21 protein-coding genes and 1 pseudogene are annotated in these 22,428 nt (G+C 32.7%); 11 read left to right on the forward strand and 11 right to left on the reverse strand.

Annotated features, from left to right (window positions below):
• Positions 1 to 232 precede the first annotated feature (232 nt).
• Positions 233 to 964 carry a rhomboid family intramembrane serine protease gene (locus tag A9G48_RS03425; protein ID WP_034945383.1) on the forward strand — a complete coding sequence of 244 codons (732 nt, stop codon included), beginning with the start codon at positions 233 to 235 and terminating at the stop codon, positions 962 to 964.
• 69 nt (positions 965 to 1,033) lie between these two features.
• Here the strand turns inward: A9G48_RS03425 and lolE are convergent, their stop codons facing one another.
• The 3 genes from lolE to lolC are packed head-to-tail and all read right to left on the reverse strand — an operon-like array spanning position 1,034 to position 4,187.
• Entirely contained in the window at positions 1,034 to 2,272 is a 1,239-nt protein-coding gene (gene lolE, locus A9G48_RS03430; protein ID WP_034945380.1) for a lipoprotein-releasing ABC transporter permease subunit LolE, read from the reverse strand.
• A gap of 12 nt (positions 2,273 to 2,284) precedes the next feature.
• Positions 2,285 to 2,992 carry a lipoprotein-releasing ABC transporter ATP-binding protein LolD gene (gene lolD, locus A9G48_RS03435; protein ID WP_065573943.1) on the reverse strand — a complete coding sequence of 236 codons (708 nt, stop codon included), beginning with the start codon at positions 2,990 to 2,992 and terminating at the stop codon, positions 2,285 to 2,287.
• Positions 2,985 to 4,187, reverse strand: a complete 1,203-nt coding sequence (gene lolC / locus A9G48_RS03440) for a lipoprotein-releasing ABC transporter permease subunit LolC (protein WP_065573952.1) — start codon at positions 4,185 to 4,187, stop codon at positions 2,985 to 2,987. The genes lolD and lolC overlap by 8 nt, the downstream gene beginning before the upstream one ends.
• 159 nt (positions 4,188 to 4,346) lie before the next feature.
• Between lolC and mfd the strand changes: the two genes are divergently transcribed.
• Both mfd and A9G48_RS03450 read left to right on the forward strand, forming a co-directional pair.
• Positions 4,347 to 7,805, forward strand: a complete 3,459-nt coding sequence (gene mfd / locus A9G48_RS03445) for a transcription-repair coupling factor (RefSeq protein ID WP_065575782.1) — start codon at positions 4,347 to 4,349, stop codon at positions 7,803 to 7,805.
• 713 nt (positions 7,806 to 8,518) lie between these two features.
• Positions 8,519 to 10,066 carry a DUF945 family protein gene (locus A9G48_RS03450; RefSeq protein ID WP_065575783.1) on the forward strand — a complete coding sequence of 516 codons (1,548 nt, stop codon included), beginning with the start codon at positions 8,519 to 8,521 and terminating at the stop codon, positions 10,064 to 10,066.
• A gap of 415 nt (positions 10,067 to 10,481) precedes the next feature.
• Here A9G48_RS03450 and A9G48_RS03455 read toward each other — a convergent pair whose 3' ends face one another.
• A complete protein-coding gene (locus tag A9G48_RS03455; RefSeq protein ID WP_034945369.1) occupies positions 10,482 to 11,102 on the reverse strand; it encodes a riboflavin synthase in 621 nt (206 codons plus the stop codon).
• 164 nt (positions 11,103 to 11,266) lie between these two features.
• On the opposite strand from A9G48_RS03455, the gene crcB reads away from it, so the two are divergent.
• Together crcB and A9G48_RS03465 are read left to right on the forward strand one after the other, a co-directional pair.
• Complete coding sequence (gene crcB, locus A9G48_RS03460) at positions 11,267 to 11,644, forward strand: fluoride efflux transporter CrcB (protein WP_034945366.1); 378 nt, start codon at positions 11,267 to 11,269, stop codon at positions 11,642 to 11,644.
• A gap of 106 nt (positions 11,645 to 11,750) precedes the next feature.
• A complete protein-coding gene (locus A9G48_RS03465) occupies positions 11,751 to 12,173 on the forward strand; it encodes a SulA-like leucine-rich domain-containing protein (RefSeq protein ID WP_034945363.1) in 423 nt (140 codons plus the stop codon).
• A 316-nt stretch (positions 12,174 to 12,489) separates the two neighbouring features.
• Here the strand turns inward: A9G48_RS03465 and plsY are convergent, their stop codons facing one another.
• The 7 genes and pseudogenes from plsY to A9G48_RS03490 form a co-directional block, all read right to left on the reverse strand.
• A complete protein-coding gene (plsY, locus tag A9G48_RS03470; protein WP_065575784.1) occupies positions 12,490 to 13,077 on the reverse strand; it encodes a glycerol-3-phosphate 1-O-acyltransferase PlsY in 588 nt (195 codons plus the stop codon).
• 171 nt (positions 13,078 to 13,248) lie between these two features.
• Positions 13,249 to 16,089, reverse strand: a complete 2,841-nt coding sequence (uvrA, locus tag A9G48_RS03475) for an excinuclease ABC subunit UvrA (protein WP_141672953.1) — start codon at positions 16,087 to 16,089, stop codon at positions 13,249 to 13,251.
• A 399-nt stretch (positions 16,090 to 16,488) separates the two neighbouring features.
• Positions 16,489 to 16,962 carry a YhcH/YjgK/YiaL family protein gene (locus A9G48_RS03480; protein WP_065569074.1) on the reverse strand — a complete coding sequence of 158 codons (474 nt, stop codon included), beginning with the start codon at positions 16,960 to 16,962 and terminating at the stop codon, positions 16,489 to 16,491.
• Positions 16,963 to 17,498: 536 nt separating this feature from the next.
• The gene (locus A9G48_RS12115) at positions 17,499 to 17,627 is read right to left on the reverse strand and encodes a hypothetical protein (protein WP_442902648.1); all 129 of its coding nucleotides are present in this window, start codon (positions 17,625 to 17,627) and stop codon (positions 17,499 to 17,501) included.
• Positions 17,627 to 17,773, reverse strand: a pseudogene (locus A9G48_RS12120) (replication protein P); the annotation flags it as partial. The gene A9G48_RS12115 and the pseudogene A9G48_RS12120, both read right to left, overlap by 1 nt.
• Positions 17,774 to 18,214: 441 nt before the next feature.
• Entirely contained in the window at positions 18,215 to 18,637 is a 423-nt protein-coding gene (locus A9G48_RS03485; protein ID WP_034946132.1) for a hypothetical protein, read from the reverse strand.
• 72 nt (positions 18,638 to 18,709) lie between these two features.
• Entirely contained in the window at positions 18,710 to 18,850 is a 141-nt protein-coding gene (locus A9G48_RS03490) for a helix-turn-helix domain-containing protein (protein WP_141672950.1), read from the reverse strand.
• Positions 18,851 to 18,960: 110 nt separating this feature from the next.
• Between A9G48_RS03490 and A9G48_RS03495 the strand changes: the two genes are divergently transcribed.
• From A9G48_RS03495 to A9G48_RS03515, 6 genes are all read left to right on the forward strand, one after another.
• The gene (locus A9G48_RS03495; protein ID WP_065575786.1) at positions 18,961 to 19,605 is read left to right on the forward strand and encodes a LexA family protein; all 645 of its coding nucleotides are present in this window, start codon (positions 18,961 to 18,963) and stop codon (positions 19,603 to 19,605) included.
• Between the two features lie 100 nt (positions 19,606 to 19,705).
• Positions 19,706 to 19,951, forward strand: coding sequence for a hypothetical protein (locus A9G48_RS03500; RefSeq protein ID WP_034910092.1), 246 nt, complete (start codon positions 19,706 to 19,708; stop codon positions 19,949 to 19,951).
• Positions 19,938 to 20,141 carry a membrane protein insertion efficiency factor YidD gene (yidD, locus tag A9G48_RS12010; RefSeq protein WP_080715874.1) on the forward strand — a complete coding sequence of 68 codons (204 nt, stop codon included), beginning with the start codon at positions 19,938 to 19,940 and terminating at the stop codon, positions 20,139 to 20,141. The genes A9G48_RS03500 and yidD overlap by 14 nt, the downstream gene beginning before the upstream one ends.
• A 61-nt stretch (positions 20,142 to 20,202) precedes the next feature.
• Positions 20,203 to 21,174: a hypothetical protein gene (locus tag A9G48_RS03505; RefSeq protein ID WP_034945351.1), complete on the forward strand. Its 972-nt coding sequence runs from the start codon at positions 20,203 to 20,205 to the stop codon at positions 21,172 to 21,174.
• Between the two features lie 86 nt (positions 21,175 to 21,260).
• On the forward strand, positions 21,261 to 21,689 hold the full coding sequence (locus tag A9G48_RS03510) for a hypothetical protein (RefSeq protein WP_141672951.1): 429 nt from the start codon (positions 21,261 to 21,263) through the stop codon (positions 21,687 to 21,689).
• A gap of 412 nt (positions 21,690 to 22,101) precedes the next feature.
• Positions 22,102 to 22,377 (forward strand): hypothetical protein, encoded by a 276-nt coding sequence (locus A9G48_RS03515; RefSeq protein WP_034945345.1) that lies wholly within the window; start codon positions 22,102 to 22,104, stop codon positions 22,375 to 22,377.
• Positions 22,378 to 22,428 lie beyond the last annotated feature (51 nt).

The raw sequence follows: 22,428 nt of genomic DNA on the forward strand, positions 1-22,428 counted from the left end.
TGAGATATATAATTCAATCATTCTTATAATAAAACGACTGAAATCAGCTTGTACATTCCTAAAGATTTTCGTGGTAAAAAATTGGAAAATTTACTATTAACGAGATTGAACAATTTGCAAGAAATGTTGGAAACGAAGCTGTTTCAAATTATGTATATCCTAGGAAAACAATTTGACTAACGGCCAAATATATTAACCGCATTTTGATTCATTGATAAGGATCCTTACCTAGATGAACATTCTACAAAATTTATTTTATTTAGGACGCCAAGCAAAAGTAACTAGCACATTAATAATTATCAACATTATATGGTTTACTATATCAAGATTGTTCGATAGTCGTAGTTTTAACGATACTTTAGAAGGCATATTTCTTATTGATTGGGGGGCCGATGTATCACTATTAACCTTTTCTGGCCAATATTGGCGGATGTTAACTAGCATATTCATGCATACCAATATCTCGCATTTAGTAATGAATATGCTGGCATTGCTAAGTGTTGGTACAGTGTTAGAAAAACATATACCAAAATTTGTCTTTATTGGTATTTATTTCCTTACTGGTTTAATTAGTAGCTTAACAAGCGACATAGCAACTATACAAAATGCTGTCATTAGTTGTGGCGCATCAGGATCAATTTTAGGTTTAATTACTGCTTTACTCGGTTACAGCTTGGTTAATCGGACGAATTTAGAAAATATGCCTATTAAAGCAATAATCGCCTCTTTAATCCTTACTGCTGGGTTAGGTATGCTGCCATCCATAAATAATATGGCTCATTTAGGAGGGGCAATTTCAGGATTTATTTTAGGTTTATTAATATCTTTTTGTATTAAAGTGTTTCACTATCCAAATAGACTCACCTTTGTATTAATTAGCATTTTATACTTTATTACGGCATTGGGGTTATATATGGGTTACATGCATTTTAAACTTCCTGACAATTTCCAATTATACTATTAAAAGCATAATCACATTAACAATTAAACGTACACAATACATTATGTTTAAATAGTTTTTAGTATAGAAAAACTAAAAACTATTTAAAATTCGTGCAGGATCGATTTTACATGCTCTTCTTGCCGGGTAATAGCTGGCAATTAAACTTAACAACAACGCTGTTATAAAAACAATTACAATATCCATCATATGGATCTCAGAAGGCAAGAAATCGACAAAATAAATATTACTATTTAAAAATTTGTGTCCAATTAATGACTCAAAGATCTCAATAATATTTGAAAGTTGCCACGCAATTACCACGCCTAAAATCACGCCGATTAGACTACCAATTACACCAGAGATCACGCCGTACCAAATAAAGATATGTTTAATTAATTGATTTGTGGCACCTAATGTTTTTAATATTGCGATATCCCGTTGTTTATCTTTTACTGCAATAACTAAGGTAGACACAATATTAAAACAAGCTACACCAATAACAACAATCATCGCTAAATACATAATTTTCCTTATCATTTGGATATCATGGTACATAAAACCATAGGATTTTTCCCAACTATTAACTATCAAATTTTCATCAAGATTTAAAGCTACGTGGTTTAAAATTTGATTAGCATTATAAACCTGATCAACATTAACCATTATTCCAGTGACACTGTCACCAATGTCAAGAAGTTTTTGTGCATCAGTTAATGGAATTAAAACAAGATTATTACTTAAACTACCACTCAATTCCAAAATACCAACAACTTGCAAACGCACTCTTTTAGGAGGTTTGAGCTGATTTTGATTACTTGACACAGGAATTAATAATGAAACCCATCCCCCTTCTTGAACAGACAATGATTTAGCCAAGCCAGCACCAATAATCACTTGTTGATTTTCTGCCTTAAAATTTTGCCATTTATTATTCAGCACATAATTCGGTAGTGAACTTACTTGCATTTCTTGTTCAGGGTCAAGGCCTTGTACTTGCACTGCACCAAGTTTGCTACCGTTTTCAATTAATCCAGTAAAATTAACAAATGGCAAGGCTGATACAATATTACTATTGTTTTTAAGTTCTTGTTGAACATGTTGCCAATTATCTAAATTGCCGTACTCTGGATAGAATTGTCCATGTGGCACTACCGATAACACTCGATTGTGTAATTCACGTTCAAAACCATTCATAGCACTTAAACCAATAATTAATGCCGCAATACCAATAGCAATGCTGAGTGTTGAGATAATCGAAATTAACGACACCATACCACTTTTGCGACGCCCTTTTCGAAATTTTATGGCGGTAATTAAAGATAAATTCATATTAATTATCCATTAATTGTTATTTGATGATGCGCTATCATCAGTAAGTTGACCATCTCTCATCACCCATTGCTTATCAAGTTTATTAGCTAATTCAAGATCATGTGTAACAACCAAAAACGCAGTGCCATGTTCACGATTTAATTTAATCAGTAGCTCAAAAATAGAATCCGCTGTTGATTTATCAAGGTTACCTGTTGGCTCATCAGCCATTACTAAAGCGGGGTTATTAATTAATGCACGCCCTATTGCCACTCGTTGGCGTTCTCCGCCAGACAGCTCGGAAGGGCGATGATTTGCTCGTTTGACTAAATTAACCGACTCTAGCATTGCCATAGCCCGTTTTTTAGCTTCGTTAGGTAAAATACCGCCAATTAATAGTGGCATCGCTACATTTTCAAGTGCGGTAAAGTCAGGCAATAGGTGGTGAAATTGATAAACAAAACCAATTTCTTGATTGCGTAGTTGAGCTTTTTCTTGTTCAGACAATCGATTTAAATATTGTGTTTTAAATACAATCTCACCTGATGTAGGTTTATCCAACCCTCCAAGAAGATGCAATAATGTACTCTTACCTGATCCAGAACTGCCAATAATTGCTAACAATGATTTTGAGTAAATATCAAATGACACATTTTTCAAAACTTCAGTTATCATTTTGCCTTCTTTATATGTTTTACAAAGATTTCTGGCAGAAAGAAGTATTTCAAGATTATTCATAACGTAATGCCTCAGCAGGTTGAATATTAGCTGCGCGATAGGCAGGGTAAACGGTAGAAACTAACGATAACGTAAGTAGTCCAACAATAATAAAAACAATTTGTATAGGTTCAACCAATGAAGGTAATAAAATACCAGCAAAGGATAGCCCAAATGCTTGCATAAATTCATTTAAATTAAACGCCAATAAAAGCCCAATAGTACTACCTAATAGCGTACCAATCACACCTGAGCTTGCGCCTTGAATAATAAAAATTAACATAATTTTAAAACGCGATAAGCCTTGCGTTTTCAAAATTGCAACTTCGCCTTGTTTCTCCATAACCAATAAACTTAATGACGTTATAATATTAAAAGCAGCCACAATCACAATCAGGCTAATTAGCAAGCTCATAACAGTTTTTTCCATTTTTATGGCTTGAAACAATTCGCCTCGTTTCGTACGCCAATCTTTAAATATTAACCCTTCTGGTAATGGCTCGTTAACAACCGATGTAATATTTAATGGTTGATCTAAAAAAAGCCGCCAACTAGTAATATTGTTAGCCGGATAACGTAATAAATTTTTAGCATCGTTTTGATTAACATAAATTAAAGATTGATTAATATCATGATTCACCGAAAATAAACCTGAAATATTAAACAAACGTTGTGAAGGTATGCGTCCAACTGGGGTAATTTGACTTGCATCGGTGACCATTAAGCGAATTTTATCTCCAATCGTCACACCAAGTTGATTGGCTAAACTTTGCCCAAGAATCACATTATATTTACCAGCTTGAAGATCAAACACCGAACCACTGTAAATATAGCTATTAATAGGATCGTTATCTTCTGCGGTAATCCCCATTAACGTACTTACCGTAATACTTTGTTCGCTTTGCAATATCACATCACTGGTAACTAAAGGCGTAATACGATTAACACCTTTAAGCGTTTTGAATTGCTGATTAACAATCATAGTTGAATCAATTCTGCCATAAGAGGATGTTATTTGTGCCTGTGGTAAAAATTTTAAAATGCTACCTTGCATTTGATCTTCAAGACCATTCATAACCGACAAAACCAAGATCAACCCTAGTGAACCAAGCATAATTCCGATCATTGATAGCCATGAAACAAAACGACCAAAACCATCCATTTTTTGCCCATAGACATAGCGCAAACCAATATAAAAAACTAAGGGGCGAAATATTTTTGACATAAACGTAATATTAGTACCTAAAACTTTTTTACAAAGTCTGTCTGTTAAACGCAAGATGTTTATCATACAGGATTAATCTGTTCTAGAAAACAACCATATATTTACGTTATAATCTGATGATAAATTTTCAGCGACATCAACGAACTCATCATGTCTAAAAAAGTTAATATTTCAAACTTAATTCCTCAAAAATCAGGTGAAGTAAAGCAAATTGGGCAGCTAGTTGGCTCTTCCTTATCACAATTTTGCGCTCAAGCTATAAATGCACATGAGGGTATCGTTGTGATTGTCACTGATGATATGCAACAAACCTCGCGCATTCATGAAGAAGTAAAGCAGTTTACATCCTTTCCTTCTATTATCTTTCCAGATTGGGAAACATTGCCTTATGACAGTTTTTCTCCTCATCAAGATATCGTATCAGAACGCTTATCTTGCCTTTATCATCTTGGACATTTAACCAAAGGGGCGTTAATTTTACCCATTAATACCTTAATGCAAAAAGTCTGCCCACAAAGTTATTTGGGTGGACATGTTTTTATGATGAAAAAAGGCTTACAAATTAGCCGAGAACATTTACGTCTTCAACTTGAAAATGCTGGCTATCGTTCAGTCAGCCAAGTTATGGAGCATGGTGAATATGCTACTCGTGGAGCGCTTTTTGATATCTACCCCATGGGCAGTGATAAGCCTTATCGCATTGATTTTTTTGATGATGAAATCGACAGTATCCGTACTTTTGATGTCGAAACTCAACGTACCTTTGATGAAATTGCTGAAATACAATTGCTACCAGCCCATGAGTTTCCTTTTGATAAAACAGCTATTGAGTTGTTTCGTAGTCAATGGCGAGAACAATTTGAGGTTAGATTAGACTCAGAAAGCATCTATCAACAAGTTAGTAAAAATATTTTGCCAACCGGTATTGAATATTGGCAAGCGCTATTTTTTAACGAACCATTGACATCTCTATTCTCTTATTTTTTAGCAAATAGCTTAATTATCAATACAGTTAATATTGAACAATATGCTAATAAATATTGGCAAGATATTACCCAACGTTATGAAAGCCGCAAAGTCGATCCTATGCGACCATTACTTGCACCAAATGTTATTTGGTCTAAAACTGACGAGATTTTTGCCAATTTCAAAAACTACCCAAGAATGGTTTTATCGCATGCAATAACGACAGAATCAAATAAAAACGTTAATTTGCCTTATGTAGCATTACCTAATATTGCTATTGAGATCCAACAAAAAGATCCTTATTTGCAATTTCAAAAATTTGTTGAAAATTTTGCAGGAACAATCATCTTTTCGGTTGAATCAGAAGGACGCAAAGAGGCTTTACAAGAAATTCTTGGACGAATTCGTATTCATCCCACTACTATCGATTTACTTGATGAACGAAAAAACAGTGATAGCCGATTTTATTTAATTGTTGGAGCTAGTGAACAAGGCTTTATCAATCAGCAAGATAATTTTGCCTTTATTACTGAAAATGAGCTATTAGGACGGCGAGTAGTTCGTCGCAAAAAAGAAAATAAACAAGCTATCAATACTGATTCACTTATTCGTAGTTTAGCTGAGCTAACACCCGGCAAACCCGTTGTCCATTTAGAACATGGCGTTGGTCGATATGCAGGACTTACCACATTAGAAACAGGCGGGATTACGGCTGAATATCTTATTCTATTATATGCCAATGACACCAAGCTTTATGTTCCTGTTTCATCATTAAATCTAATTAGCCGTTATTCTGGTGGCGATGAAGAAAACGCACCATTGAATAAATTAGGTACTGATGCTTGGAGTAAAGCACGGCAAAAAGCGGCCGAAAAAGTACGAGATGTTGCTGCTGAATTACTCGATATTTACGCTGAACGTGAAAGTAAACCCGGGTTTGAATTTAAACAAGACCGAGAGCAGTATGAACTATTTTGCCAAGGGTTTCCTTATCAAGAAACTGATGATCAACAAAATGCTATTGGGGCAGTAATTGGCGATATGTGCTCTCCTTATGCCATGGATAGATTAGTCTGTGGTGATGTTGGATTTGGTAAAACAGAAGTAGCGATCCGCGCTGCTTTTTTAGCCGTTATTAATCATAAACAAACAGCAGTTTTAGTTCCTACAACTTTACTTGCAGAACAACATTACGAAAGCTTTTGTAATCGCTTTGCAAACTGGCCAGTTCGCATAGAAAGCCTGTCTCGATTCAAAACCGCCAAACAACAAAAAAATATTATAGAAGCTCTTGGTGAAGGCAAAATTGATATTGTAATTGGCACACATAAATTGTTACAAGAAGATATCAAATGGAAAGATTTAGGCTTGTTGATTGTTGATGAAGAACATCGTTTTGGCGTCCGCCAAAAAGAACGAATTAAAGCAATGCGAGCAAACATTGATATTCTAACACTAACCGCAACTCCAATTCCAAGAACCCTCAACATGGCAATGAGTGGTATGCGGGATCTCTCTATTATTGCGACCCCTCCAGCTCGCCGATTAGCAGTGAAAACCTTTGTTCGAGAATATGATGATCTCGTGATTAGAGAAGCCATTTTACGTGAAATTTTACGTGGTGGTCAGATTTATTATTTACACAATGATATTTCTGATATCGAAAAAGTAAGCGAAAAACTGGCAGAACTGGTGCCCGAAGCACGAATTACCATTGGTCATGGACAAATGCATGAACGCGACTTAGAGCGCGTAATGAATGACTTTCATCATCAACGTTTTAACATACTTGTTTGTACAACCATTGTTGAAACTGGTATCGACATTCCTAATGCCAATACCATTATCATTGATCGTGCCGATAAATTTGGTTTAGCCCAATTACATCAGCTCAGAGGACGAGTTGGACGTTCTTATCATCAGGCTTATGCTTATCTATTAACCCCACATCCTAAATTACTCACTAAAGATGCCAAAAAACGCCTAGAAGCAATTGCCTCACTTGAAGATTTAGGTGCAGGTTTTGCTCTAGCCACACACGATCTTGAAATTCGAGGTGCTGGTGAGTTATTAGGCAGCGATCAAAGCGGTCAAATTGAGACAATTGGCTTTAACCTTTATATTGAGCTACTTGATGAGGCCGTTAAATCACTAAAAGAAGGTAAAGAGCCAACACTTGAATCATTACTCAATAATCAACAAACAGAAATTGAGTTACGCTTACCAACACTTATTCCTGATGATTTTATTCCCGATGTTAATACGCGTTTATCACTGTATAAACGTATTGCGAGTATCACCGATCTTACCGAACTCACCGATATTCAAGTTGAAATGCGAGATCGTTTTGGTAAATTGCCCGATGCAGTGCTTTTTTTACTAGAAACCACCAAAATCCGTTATCACGCAACCCAATTAGGCATTACTAAAATCGAATTTGGCGAAAAAGGCGGTTATATTGAATTCGGCAGTGATAATAAAGTGTCAGTTGATTACTTGATTGAAATTATTCAAAAACAACCAAAATATTATCGTTTAGAGAGTTCAAATCGATTGAAATTGCAAAAATCTGAACTACAAAGAACTGATCGTATTGAATATATTAAACAATTGTTGACTGATTTTTCTCAGCATCAAGTATAACTTATGAAGTTTAAAAAATATAAAATGTGATGAGTAAAAAGGATACATTAGCTTTTGGCACCATTGCTATATGAGAGATTAGATATATTGGAACAACGTGACATAAATAAAATACTACAAAAATGATATCGATAGTAAACTAAATTAAGTGGTTAAGCAAATTAATTGTGGTTAAATGAATATCAACATCAAAAGTTACATTGTCACTTTATAATAAACTACTAAGCTAACCTTTGTATTTGATGATAATGACTATTCACCATGAACAATTCTCATTGTTGGACTAACAAAAGGATATTTTGTGCACAAATAGCATGATTTGAATGTCAAATTGCAAAAAACATAATTCAAACTTTGGAGGCTTGCGTATATCCCATAATTTATAAAAAGTAATACAAAGACCTGTGATAACAAATATTTCTCTACGAAATTTTTTAATAGAGCCATTACAACCGCAAGTTTTTATTACCCTATTCTACTTAAAAATGAATACTAAAATAATATCATTAATCAAATAATAGAAAGACAACCATAAAAATATATGCTAAAAGGACAAAATAGTCGATAAACAGACGAAGATCGATTAAAATTAATGAAATCAGAATAAATACAAATCATCTATTTCGCTTATAAAGTATATATAATTTGTTGACTACTGATATTCCTCAATATGAAATAACCTTTAAAATATTATGAACTAGTAGAGAATCACAATGAAAAAAAGTATCTTAGCTGTTGGCATTATTGCAGTATTAGGAGTTGGAACTATTTTTACCTCATGGCACACAGGTAAAGCTATTGAAAGTGATATCGATAATAATCTTTCGAAAATTACTGATATAGCGAATAAAAATCAGGATCTTTATAACCTTAATATTACCAAAAGCAACTATGAAAGAAATATCTTTTCTACAAAATTACATCTTATTATTACCCTCTTACCGAAAGATAAAACAGAACCAAACGAAAAGCCTTTAAAAGTGTTTGATGATGATATTACCATTCATCATGGTCCATTCCCCCTTTCTGCAATTAAAAATGGTATTTTAAAACCACAAATGGCTTGGATTGAATATGAAATGAATGAAGAAACATCGCCAAAACTTTGGAAAATTGCTGGTAATAGTTCTTTAATCAATGCACATCTAGGAATAAGTTATGGTAAATATTTAACATTCAAACTTATTAATAAAGCTATCACTTTAACCAATAATGAAATAGATTCATTAGATGGTCAATTAGATATCTCTAAAGGTCAATTATCTTTTGAAGGAGATGAAAGCCTAAGTTGCATATCATCAACCGCGCAATTTGCTAAATTGAATTACGCATTAGATAAAAATAATTTTTTTTCCATGGAAAAATTAAACATATCAGCAACCTCTAATAATAGCTCTAATGTTGATTATAAAATAAATATCGGCAATCTTCATATTAATACTGAAAATACAAATGAATTGATAAACTTGGATTCTGATAATATTGAAAATCAAGGAAACTATACATTTAATATCAACAGAAATGGAAATTTTACTATTTCAAGTTATAAAAATGACACCAGCTTTCAAAAAATAAAAATAAGAAAAGAAAACACACTAAAACAAGAATTACCATTAATTCAAATAAATCAATTATCAATAAAACAAAATGGTCAATTAAACAATATAAAAATGGCAAATGGATCATTGAGTACAAATATTAATTCTATTATATTTGGTAAGCAAAATTTAGGTTCAGGTGTATTTGATTTTAATTATGAAGGCATTGTTCCGAAATTCATTAACTATCCTTTATATTCTAATCAAGATATGCCTGAATTAGATGAAAATACACAAACAAATATGAAATTTTCAATTAAAAGCTTAAACTGGCACAATGAAGAAGGCGATATCAACGTTAGTGGTGATATCGATATACTTGGTAGCACTGGTTCACTGTTGTTAGAGGACATCGATCAAGTTAAATCAATAAAATTAAAAATTGATGCTCCATTCAGAATCATTGCTCATTTTCTTGCACAAATTGAAAAACCGTCTGATACTACAGTAACATCAGAGGAAGTTAACAAAACAAGTAAACACCTTGAATTGATGGCATCTTTATACGCAAATAACAATATACCATTTATTACGTTAAAAAAAGATAATGTTAAAGGAATTTTTACTGACATTGACTACTCAAGAGATCGTGAAGAAACCTACATTAATGGTAACACAATGACTAAAAAAGAATTCTTCAAAAATTTCTTTGGTTATTATTAATTTATTCAAATGAAATTAATCATCGCCTATATCATTACAGCCTAAATGGTATAGGCTTTTTACTATCATTAATCTATAAACATTTAAAAAATTAAAATGATATTAAAATCATCATTGAGCCTTTATCGGGCAAACAATACACTCTAATAACAAAGTAATGTAATATACTATTTTAATTTATAAAAATTTTAATGAAAACCTAAAACGCTCAAAGAAATGAAAGTTATTGAAAATGACTAGGATCCCCCTCCTTTCCTAAAAGGAAATAATAAAGATTATTCTCATGCATTCAAAAAAGCTAAACTAGCGTTATTATTTTTAGAATAAAATAGTTAAACTGTACTGATTGATTTTCATTAAACCTATTATACTAAATCAAATTAAAAACAATCAGCACACTTTATTTAAATAAAGTTTACTGAATTTTATTACCTTTTGCTGCAAGAATACGTTCAACTGTATCAACGATAGCTTGAGTTTGCGAATCAATTTCGATATTAACTCTATCCCCTACTTTTTTGGTACCCAAGGTTGTAATTGCTAATGTTTCAGGAATTAAATGAATATTAAAGCCGTTGTTATTAACTTCGCCAACAGTCAAACTTGCACCATCAACACCAATAAATCCTTTATATAAAACATATTTCATAAATTGCCTAGGAAGTTCTAAAGTTATTTGACAGTTAGTTGCTGTTTTTTTAATATTGGCAATTGTTGCCATACATGAAATATGACCAGACATAATATGTCCACCCACTTCATCGCCATATTTTGCACTACGTTCAATATTGACAAAATCATTAAGCTTTTTATTGCCTAAAGTTGTTAAAGCAAGCGTTTCTTGCATAATATCAAAGGAAACCCAATCCTGATCAAATCCAGTTACCGTCAAACAACAGCCGTCATTAGCTATAGAAGCACCAATTTGTAAATCTTGGGTTAAATGACAAGGTAATTTTATTTTGTAAGTTCGCAATTTATCTTGATCTAAAATATCAATAATTTGAGCAACGCCCTGAACAATACCTGTAAACATAGAGATACCTCAATTTTTCTTAATATTGAATATTCTACCTCAATTTGATTAAGATTTCCTATTTCTATTTTCTACTGGTATGATCTTTTACATATTTTCCAATCACTTATTATCTATAGCGATAACAAATTCATATTTCAGAGTATAGTCAAGGATATATCATTATGTTAAAACTGATTTTAGCCATTTCAGTCGGTTCAGTAGCTGGGGGATTAATGCGTTGGTTCTTATCTCTTAAACTCAATATTATTGCTTTTACTATTCCACTAGGTACATTGCTATCTAATTTAGTTGCTGGCTATATTATCGGCTTTGCAATTGCCTTTTTTAATCACTCTAACCTTTCTCCTGAATGGCGGTTATTGGTAATAACAGGTTTTTGTGGTGGCTTATCAACTTTTTCAACCTTTTCTGCCGAGGTCGTTAACTTTTTACTAGAAGATCGAATATTTTGGGGGTTAGCAACAATATTGATTCATGTGATTGGTTCAGTTTTAATGACATATTTAGGTATTTTATCGTATCAATATTTGAGATCTTAAAATAATTCAATTAATAAATTACATAAAAAATAATCATAAATAGAGTTTACAACCCTAAAATACTGTACTAATATACACTGTATGCAAACACAGTATTGGATTTATTATGCTTATTGAACATTCCACACAACAACTTTTGGCTATCCATTTTGAATCGCCTTTTCAACAAGTATTACAACAACAACGCATATTATTAAGGACATTCAATAAAGAAAAAAAATGGCAATTATGGCTTTCTGAAAAACCAATGTTAAAACGTTCATGGATTAACACTGCTGGACTCGATAAACAAAAAGTAATCCATATAGCCAACTTGAAAAATGAAAATTTAGTTTCAACAATTGAAAAGGCATTACAAAGTAAAAATTGTAGTTATATTGTTGCTTGCATTAAGCATCTTAATGAGCAAGATAAATTACGCTTACAAAAGGCTGTTTTAGCAAGCGATACAACTCTATTTTTAGTGAATGAAGAATCTTATAAACAAGATATTCAGGATCATCAAGTTAAAAATAAAATTTTTAGATAACTCGATAAATTAATAAGAATTTATGGCAAAGAACAATAAATTTTCAGAATGGCTCTGACTTTGTTCGTTTTATTTTATGAAAGCCTATTCTTTTGGCATACTAAAATAAAGAATTTAAACAAAACAGAATATCACTGATCTTCAATTTATCATGCTCGACACCGTTCTTTCCTACCACAGCAAAAGATGAAGTTACCAACGTTATTAGCAAATAAAACTGAAATCTAGACGATGACAAATTCACAGCAATTAGAAAATTTTCACAAAACAATTTATAGCCAGATTGGAATCTAACTTATATAACTAAATTACCATTTCATCGCCTTAAGCTTTTAGGTTCTTCTCCTTTCAATAAACGCATAATATTACTACTATGGCGAATAATAATAAGGCAAGAAAGCATTGTTACTGGTAAAGTCAATTCAGGTTTAAACAACCAAACATAAAGTGGCGCTAACAAAAAACCTATAATTGCAGCAACAGAAGAATATTGAGTTATCAATAACGCAACCAGCCAAGTTAAAATAAAACACCCAGTAAAATCAAGCCCAATAGGCGCCATTATTCCCAAAGCTGTGGCAACACCTTTTCCACCTTTAAAATGAAAAAAACAAGGAAAAATATGACCAAGACAAGCGGCAATACCAATAATGCCTAAAAAGAAAGGCGAAATACCAAATCGATAAGCAATATATACAGGTATTGTCCCCTTAAACATATCAAAAAATAATACAATAATTGCTGGTAATTTACCGTTGATTCGAAGAATATTTGTTGTACCTGGATTGTGCGATCCATGAGTTAAAGGATTAGGCAATTTCATAACTTGACTGATAATCATTGCGCCAGACAATGAGCCACAAAGATAGGCGATGATGATCATCAATACAACTTGTAATGTCAAAATACCCTCCTTAGTTATACCCATTTTCTGATTAAAATATCGATTAAAAACTTAAATAACCAAAATAGCTTTATTTACAAACTTATTATCGATATTCATTAAAGAATAAATAAAAGTTGGGGAGTTGCCTCCCTTTCTTGCTTAACTCTTTAATAAAAAATTAAATATATTTTACTTTCTTTTTTGTTTATCTAATAATGGTTTTAAATATTGACCAGTGTAAGATAATTTCGATTTAGCTACTTCTTCTGGCGTACCTTCAGCAATAATTTCGCCACCACCATTACCACCTTCTGGCCCTAAATCTACAATCCAATCAGCTGTTTTTACCACATCTAAATTATGTTCGATAACAACAATAGTATTACCTTTATCACGTAATGTATGTAATTGCGCAAGCAATTGTTTAACATCAGCAAAATGTAATCCAGTTGTTGGCTCATCTAATATGTATAAAGTACTGCCTGTATCACGTTTAGATAACTCTTTTGCAAGTTTTACCCTTTGTGCCTCGCCGCCTGATAAAGTTGTGGCTGATTGTCCAATAGTAATATAAGCAAGCCCAACATCAATTAATGTTTGTAACTTACGGGAGATCATTGGTACTGCATCGAAAAACTCTCTTCCTTCTTCTACTGTCATATTTAAGATCTCGTTGATAGACTTACCTTTATATTTGATCTCAAGCGTTTCGCGGTTATAACGTGCGCCATGGCACTGATCACAAGGTACATAAATATCCGGTAGAAAGTGCATTTCAACCTTAATTAAACCATCGCCTTGGCATGCCTCACAACGACCACCCTTAACATTAAAGCTAAAGCGACCAGGGTTATACCCCCTTGCACGTGATTCTGGCACACCTGCATAAAGCTCACGAATAGAGGTAAAAAATCCAGTATAAGTTGCAGGGTTTGAACGAGGTGTACGTCCTATCGGACTCTGATCAATTGCGATCACTTTATCAAAAAAGTTAAGTCCTTTAATTGACTTATAAGGAGCAATATCACTTTTTTCAGCGCCATTTAACTCATTTTGGGCTAACGGATATAAAGTATCATTAATTAAAGTTGATTTTCCCGAACCTGACACACCAGTAATACAAGTAAATAATCCAACAGGAATATTTAATGTAACATTTTTAAGATTATTACCAGTGGCACCAATAAGCGACAACACCCTTTTTTTATCCACTTTAGTGCGCTCGGCAGGAATCTCAATCTTTTCTTTACCAGATAAATATTTTCCTGTTAGTGATGTTTTCGATGCCATAATTTGTTTTGGCGTGCCTTGTGCCACCACCTCACCACCATGGACACCAGCACCAGGACCAATATCAATCACATAATCAGCAGCCAAAATAGCTTCTTCATCATGTTCAACCACAATAACGGTATTACCTAAATCACGCAAATGTGTCAACGTACTAATTAAACGGGTATTATCACGCTGGTGCAATCCGATAGAGGGCTCATCCAACACATACATCACACCAACAAGCCCTGCACCAATTTGACTAGCCAAACGAATACGTTGAGCTTCACCGCCCGATAATGTCTCAGCAGAACGAGAAAGAGTTAAATAATTAAGCCCGACATTAATCAAAAACTGCAAACGATCATTAATCTCTTTTAAGATCTTTTCTGCTATTTGTGCTCTTTGCCCTTTTAAAGATAATTTATCGAAAAACTCTTTTGCCTGCTGAGTACTTAAATCACTAATTGTTGGTAAATTAGTATCATTAATAAAAACATGTCTAGCTGTGGCACATAATCTTGAGCCTTTACAACTTGGGCAAGATCGGTTACTGATAAATTTCGCAAGTTCTTCACGAATAGTTTGTGATTCCGTTTCTTTGTAACGGCGTGTTAAATTATTAACAATACCTTCAAAAACATGCTTACGCTTAACCACATCACCGCGATCATTAGTATAAACGAATTGTATTTCGGTACTTCCTGAGCCATTTAATAAAATATCTTTAATTTTTTCAGGCAATTGTTCAAAAGGTTTATCAATATCAAATTTATAGTGATCTGCTAATGATTTTAGCATTTGAAAATAATAAAAATTTCGACGATCCCAACCTTTAATCGCCCCTGCAGCCAAGGATACTTCTGGCATTAAAACAATTCGTTTAGGATCAAAATATTGTTGAACACCTAAGCCATCACACCCAGGACAAGCGCCTACAGGATTATTAAATGAAAATAACCGAGGCTCTAATTCCGAAATACTATAGCCACAAATTGGGCAAGCAAAATTAGCAGAAAATAACTGCTCTTTGGCTTTAGGATCATCCAAATTTGCTACTTTAATGATGCCATTAGTAATAGCTAATGCTGTTTCTATAGACTCAGCAAGACGTAATTTTAGATCATCACGAATTCGAAAACGGTCAACAACAACCTCTATACTATGTTTCTTTTGCAATTCAAGTTGAGGCGGATCAGATAAATCATATACATCGCCATCTACTCTTACCCGAATATAACCACTGGCAGCAAGTTGTTCAAAAAGTTTAACAAATTCACCTTTACGCTCGGTAACGACGGGAGCAAGTAGCATATAACGGTTTTCAGGTGGTAAAACCATAATACTGTCAACCATTTGCGATACAGTTTGTGCAGCTAATGGTAAATTATGGTTCGGACAACGTGGCTCTCCAATTCGAGCAAACAGCAAGCGAAGATAATCGTAAATTTCAGTAATGGTTCCGACAGTAGAGCGAGGATTATGTGAGGTAGACTTTTGTTCAATTGAAATTGCCGGTGATAGCCCTTCAATATGATCAACATCAGGTTTTTCCATTAAGGATAAAAACTGGCGTGCATAAGCCGACAGTGATTCAACATAGCGCCGTTGCCCTTCAGCATAAAGGGTATCAAATGCTAATGAAGATTTACCTGATCCAGAAAGTCCAGTAATTACAACTAGCTTATTTCGAGGAATAATCACATTAATATTTTTTAAATTGTGCGTTCTTGCGCCGCGAATATCGATATCTTTAATTGACATAGATCTCTTCTTAAGTTTGTTTTTTAAACAATTAAAGTGAAAACCAACTGTACATTATACCAGTGATAGCTGATGAAATATAGTACAAAAGTACTCTTCAATAAGAATATATTATCAGAAAGCCTTTAGTCTAACTATTAGTCCTGATTAAGCTAATATGGTCATAAAAATAGGTAAATACAAGTCATGAAAAAGATAAAAATTAATAAAGTTCGATAAAAGTTAACGAATAACTTTGGCGATATTAGAATAGACTAGATTGGTTATAATAAGTTTAATAATAATTAACTAAATTATTATTAAACAATAAGTGGAAAAGGAAAGTAAAAAAGACTCAGCATAACATTCAGTCACAGTAGTACAATATAACTTTTGTTATGCTGACAACAAACATCAAACAAAATTTTCAGTTGCTATTTTTACCACAACTTTACGAACAATTGCAACATTTTTTTTTATTGAACATAAAGGCTTATGTACCTCATAAGGAAAAAAAACAATAAAATCATTTTGTTGCATAATTATTAATTTTTCTTCTTCAGGCGTTTCAACAAAAGCAATGTCATTTGTTTCGATTTGATCATCAATTACTTTGGTATAAGGCGGTAATGTATTAACGGCCATCCCCTCTTGCCCTTCTAAAACAATTTGTACATCAATATATTTTTTATGATATTCAGGATTGGCTTCATCAATATCACGTGATGTACTATCAGACAGTATAAAAAAGATATTATCACCATCAATATCATATCGTCCAACAGGCGTGTTATGGTTTACATTATCTTTTATATATTCAATAGATTGTTTTATTTTAGCTGGCAAATAAGGGATTAAAGCTAAATGATTGATATTACCTAAAATCATATGACCTGATTCCTAATAGATGAAATAACTCAACATATATAGCAAATATACAGTAAAATTAAAACTCAAGTATAGACTTATCTCACCTATATTAATGGATAAAACCAATACCATAAGCTTACTAATTGTTAGATTAACATTAAAATTCTGGTCATATCAAATGATTAATGATTTTCTTTAACAATAGTAATTTTTTTACTAATTGTCCCATATTAGCTAATAATCACATATTCATCGCTATGATGTTTCGCAATAAAATCTTGTTATAAGGTAAAATCATTTTAATTTTAATTTTGATATAGTTATCAGATAACGTCTAGATAAACTTACCGCTGTTTGTATCTAGCTACTAATGATTATATGCAAATCAACACTTGCGCTTAATTTCTTGTATTCAATTAAATGATTCTTTTCGCGTTAGCGTTATAGAAATTGGCTCACTACTAATTCGTTTAACTTGTTTCGATATTTCTCCCCCATTAATAATTTTTTGTCATTTCTGATAACGCTATACGAGTTTGTTCCAATAAATCTTTTTAGATAAAATACTCTCTCGATTCACTCATCAAATCTGTAACTAGCCAATAACAAGCGTTATTTGAAAACGGGTAATTCTCAGCCTCTATAATTCCCCTTTGAGCGCTAAAACCCATTAACATCCTAATTAGTTCCGCTGGTGTGGTCTTATCTGTTCAGATATTCCTTGCTTACACCACCCAATAAATTTACCTGTAGACGGTAAAAAGTCGTTATTTTGCGCTCTAGCCACTTTTAGCCCCGCTCGCAAATATTCCAGTTTAGTTATTCCGTTTTCCTTGAATGCTTATAACCATTGCTGCTTGAAGGCTTTCCTTGAGTTTTCATCTTTCAAAACTGCGGATGATGCAGGAAAAATAATAATCAATTGCTCACAAAATAAATTAAAAGCTTTGGCAACGTCATCAATTCCAATTTTGACTAATTCGGAGATATTTTTTATATCTCATTACCCATCTCATGTATCCAACTCACATCGTCATACATTGAGCTAAACAGTGATTGATTGGTTTTGGTGAGTCGAAAATTATTGTAGTTTTGTAGCAAATCAGCTTTAAAGTCAATCTCCCCCTATCACCATACATTCAACTAACACCTCGTCAGTTGTGTGTACAAGCACTAGATATGCGTTAGCCTGTTTAATTAACAAATTCAACGCGGTTTACGTGAATTTCGCTTTTTTGTTTTTTCGATGTTCAACAAAATCATTCCAAACTTATTCGCTTGGTTGTTGTTCAAAACAGGATAAATCCAAACCATTTTTATTTATTTTTTTAATATTACTGATCTTAGTATTATTTATATTAGTATTCTTATATGTCGGATTTATTTCCGAGTTCCAACCCTTACCTTTTGCTGTTAATGAAATACAATCTTTTTCGCCATGTTTTCTATAATTAATCAGCCCTTTCTCTCGTAATGTTTTTAATGCACGATAAACAGTATCAATCTTGTTATAAGCGAGCGGTATTTCATTGCAGATCATCTGCTTTGAAGCCCAATAATAAATTTCACCATCAATAGCAACAGGTTCAGCCCAAGTATGAAGCTGATTCAGCAGATCAAACAACGCCCTTTGTTGCATTGTTAAATCCCACTCAATACATTTGGAGTTATTAATAAAAGACGTTATTCTCATTTGCGCCTCAGTAATCAGTTTTATTTCCGTAATACAACCACTCACCAGAACAGTTTAAGACTTTTGCAATTTCTACAATATTTCTTGCTTTTCAATGTTTCCAGACTCCAAATCACTAATTGACTGCTGTTTCATACCAACCAAATTAGCTAAAAGAGATTGACTTATATTTTGTTCTATCCTTTTTTGTTTAACTCGCTCTCCAATTGTCATATTTGCCCTTACTAAATATTAACAGTTATAACTGTATTAAATAACAGTTTATTCTGTTTGTAAATTACAGATTTATCTATTATTTTTTTATAACAATGGAGATTTTTAAAATGAATAATCTTGGTCAACGAATCAGAGCCAGACGAGAAGAATTGAACTTAACGCAGGAACAAGTAGCTTCACAAGTTGGAATAAAACAACAATCTTATCAAGCGATTGAAAGTGGAGAAGTGAAAAAAACTCGCTATTTATATGAAATATCTGTTGCTCTTAAATGTGATATGGCATGGCTATTAAGCGGAAAAGAGAAAGAAGTAAAAAATGTAGAACCTATAGCGCTAAAGGCTCGCCAAGTACCTTTAATTAGTTATGTACAAGCGGGAGTTTGGACTGAATCATGCGAATTAAGAGATTCAACGGGATTTGAATATATTATGACATCTTTGGAATTATCAGATAAAGCATTTGCATTACAAATAAAAGGCGACTCAATGGAGCCCGAATTCAAAGAAGGTGATGTTGTCATCATAGAGCCAGCCATTAAACCTATTCCAGGTGAATTTGTTGTTGCAATGAATGGCGAATCAGAAGCTATGTTCAAGAAATATCGAGAGTTAGGATATGATGAACATGAAAGAATGCAATTTGAGCTAATTCCGTTAAATACTGACTATACAACAATGAGCACATTAACCCAGCAAATAAGAATAGTTGGCACAATGGTTGAACACAGAATATTCAGACGTAAAAGATAATAGTTCCAAATAAAACACGGCTAACCGCTTCAGTTGTTTTCGTTTAACAAAACTATAATCATAATTAGATATATATTACATAATAATCAAGGAGAAAACAGTGCGTTATATTTATGAAACAGTTCAAATTCCACCAAATATTAATGTCGGAAAAAAGGATAAAGGCAATGAAGCAGGAGCTTATTTGCGTGAAATAATAAATAACAAAGCCAACGATAATTGGGAATTTGTAAGCGTTGAAAGCGTTGGAGTAAGAACATCCCCAGGGTGTCTTGCTTCTCTTTTAGGAAAAAAAGAAGAATATTCTATTTATTATGTGATTATCTTTAGACGTGAAGTGGCTTAGTTTTAAATTAATATATCTATATAGAGCGATAGCCTCCAATCGCATTCGCTCTGCATGTAGATTTGAGCCGTCTTGCTCAGAATATGCCTTATTAGCAATTGAAAAATATGGTGTATTCAAAGGGTGGGAAATGACGTTAGGTAGATTAATGAGATGTAAACCACCAAATGGTGGTAAAGATTATCCGTAACAACCGCTTCGGCGGTTTTTAATATTAAATAGATAACTTTAATTGGGTATGATAGAGAAAAATGACAAAAGGTAAAACAATAAATAGAACAATGTATTATCATCGATTTTCATGGATTGATATTGGTGACGAGAAAAAACCTGATTTAAATCTTCAGGAAACATTAAAAAAAATTCTTGAGTCAAAAACAAATACACTTTTACGAAAAATCAATATGGATGATAAAGAAAGTTACATTACAAAATCCGAGTTTAGTAAACTAGTCAATGACAAACGTGAAGAGAAAGATATATTACTTTTACATATAGCGTTTTACGAACCAACATCAACAGCCAACACAGTGCCATCTCCTTCCGAAGAAATAACTGTAGAAATCGACTCAATTGAACCACCTAAAAACCAAAATTGGATGGATGGAGGTGCATGTATTTTAGTTTATGAAAATGATATAATTAGCTGCCCATGTACGATGGGTAATTCAGCTGCATTCAAACATTTAAAATTATTAATAGCAGATAATTTCAACTTAAACGCTTCATGCATGAGATTTATGCCAACTGCAAATGAAGATAAAATTAAATTAATAAATAAAGAGGGAGTGTCTTACATCGATTTAAATCTAAATTTATATAAAGCATCACTGGAATATGCCAAATTAAAAGATCGTAAAACTAAAGATCAAATTGCGTTAGGTATAATAGATGCATTAAAAAGTCTTTTTAATCGAAATGACGATACTGACATTAGAGAATTAGCAAACATGAAAGTCGGTTTGACCTTTAATTTAAACAATGAAAATAAACAAATATCATCTAAACAGTTATGTGAGCTAGGTACCGCTTTTATAAATGATGAAAAAGAAGGCTATTCCATAAAAACACAGTCCGGTAATACAATTACTTTCGATGATTTAAAGATAAAAAAAACTATAAAAGTTGATAGAAATGGTAAAACTATGAATACGAGAAATGCGTGGAATTGCCTTAAAAATTATTATGTAGAACTTGAAAAAAGTGGTATTATAGATAAATAATGCTGTACAAATAAACAGTAACCATCAGTTAGGAGGTTACAGTGAACATAATGAAATTTATACTAACCATTTCATTGAGTACTTTCATGTCTTATTTAGGTAAGGATTATATAACTAATAATTCAGACGCTATTAATTTGATGGTAAGTTTGTATTCAATACTAAGTGGTTTTCTAATAACTATTATTACAATTATTGGTGATCCATCCGAAATTTTGAGCGCAAAAAATTGGCGTGAAGCTTTTTATATGATAAAAAAACCATCTACTCAGCTAATTAAAGCTTGTTGTTTATTTTATTGTTATTTTATAACTTTGATTTTGCTATTCATAAGTATGATTTTGCCAGATGATGGAGCCTTTATTTTTAAACTTTTATTTGAATATGCCTACATATTTTTTGCAAGTTTGGCGTTGATTTGGTCATTTGGTTTACCTTTAATGTTAGTTCAATACCAGAAATTAAAACTTGAATCAGCGTTACAGAAAAAACGGAATGAAAACAACCTACAATAATAAGCCTCTATTTCAGCCAGTCCTGTGCGGTTTTTTTCATACTTATCTATAAATTAACTGTACTTTTTTACATGCCTCTAATCGTTCATTAATCGCATTCTAAGGATGTCTCTTATTTTCCACATCTATTCAGCAAAAAATAAAAAAATAGCCTTATCATTGGTAATAGACCTCTTTAAGCAGATCTTTTTATTGAAGATTTCTATTTTATTGGGTATAATTTGATCTATATTTAGTGGTTAGCGGCAACATAAACTACTAGATATGGGAAAGCCCGATATTGGCGTATCGGGCTAATACAAAAAAATAAAGCATTATGGGCTTTATTGCGAGATCTCGATAATTATTCTATATTCGTTTTCTTTTTAAGTAAAGCCCTATTTAATGCTCATCACTCAGAGAGGTATTAAAAATGGGTTATTCACCTATATGCCATAAGGCACACCGTTACGATGCTCACTTCGAATCATTACCTGAATATCAAGGTACATTTAGCCGACATAAATGCGCTGGCTGTGCATTTGAGTTAGGATATTTTCATGCTGTAAATGGAATACCTAAAGCGATTGATGATTCAGTTTTAGATAGTATCCCGTACAGTCAAGCAGGTAGCGTCAGACACAAAGATGCTTTTACTGCATACAATGACGGGTATAAATTTGCATTAAGCGTAGCTAGAGTCGCTTAATATATCCCCAAAATAACAAAGCCCAATACGGGCTTTTTTCACGCCTAAAAT

The sequence above is a fragment of the Gilliamella sp. wkB18 genome (genome assembly GCF_001690875.1).
GTDB lineage: Bacteria > Pseudomonadota > Gammaproteobacteria > Enterobacterales > Orbaceae > Gilliamella > Gilliamella apicola_A.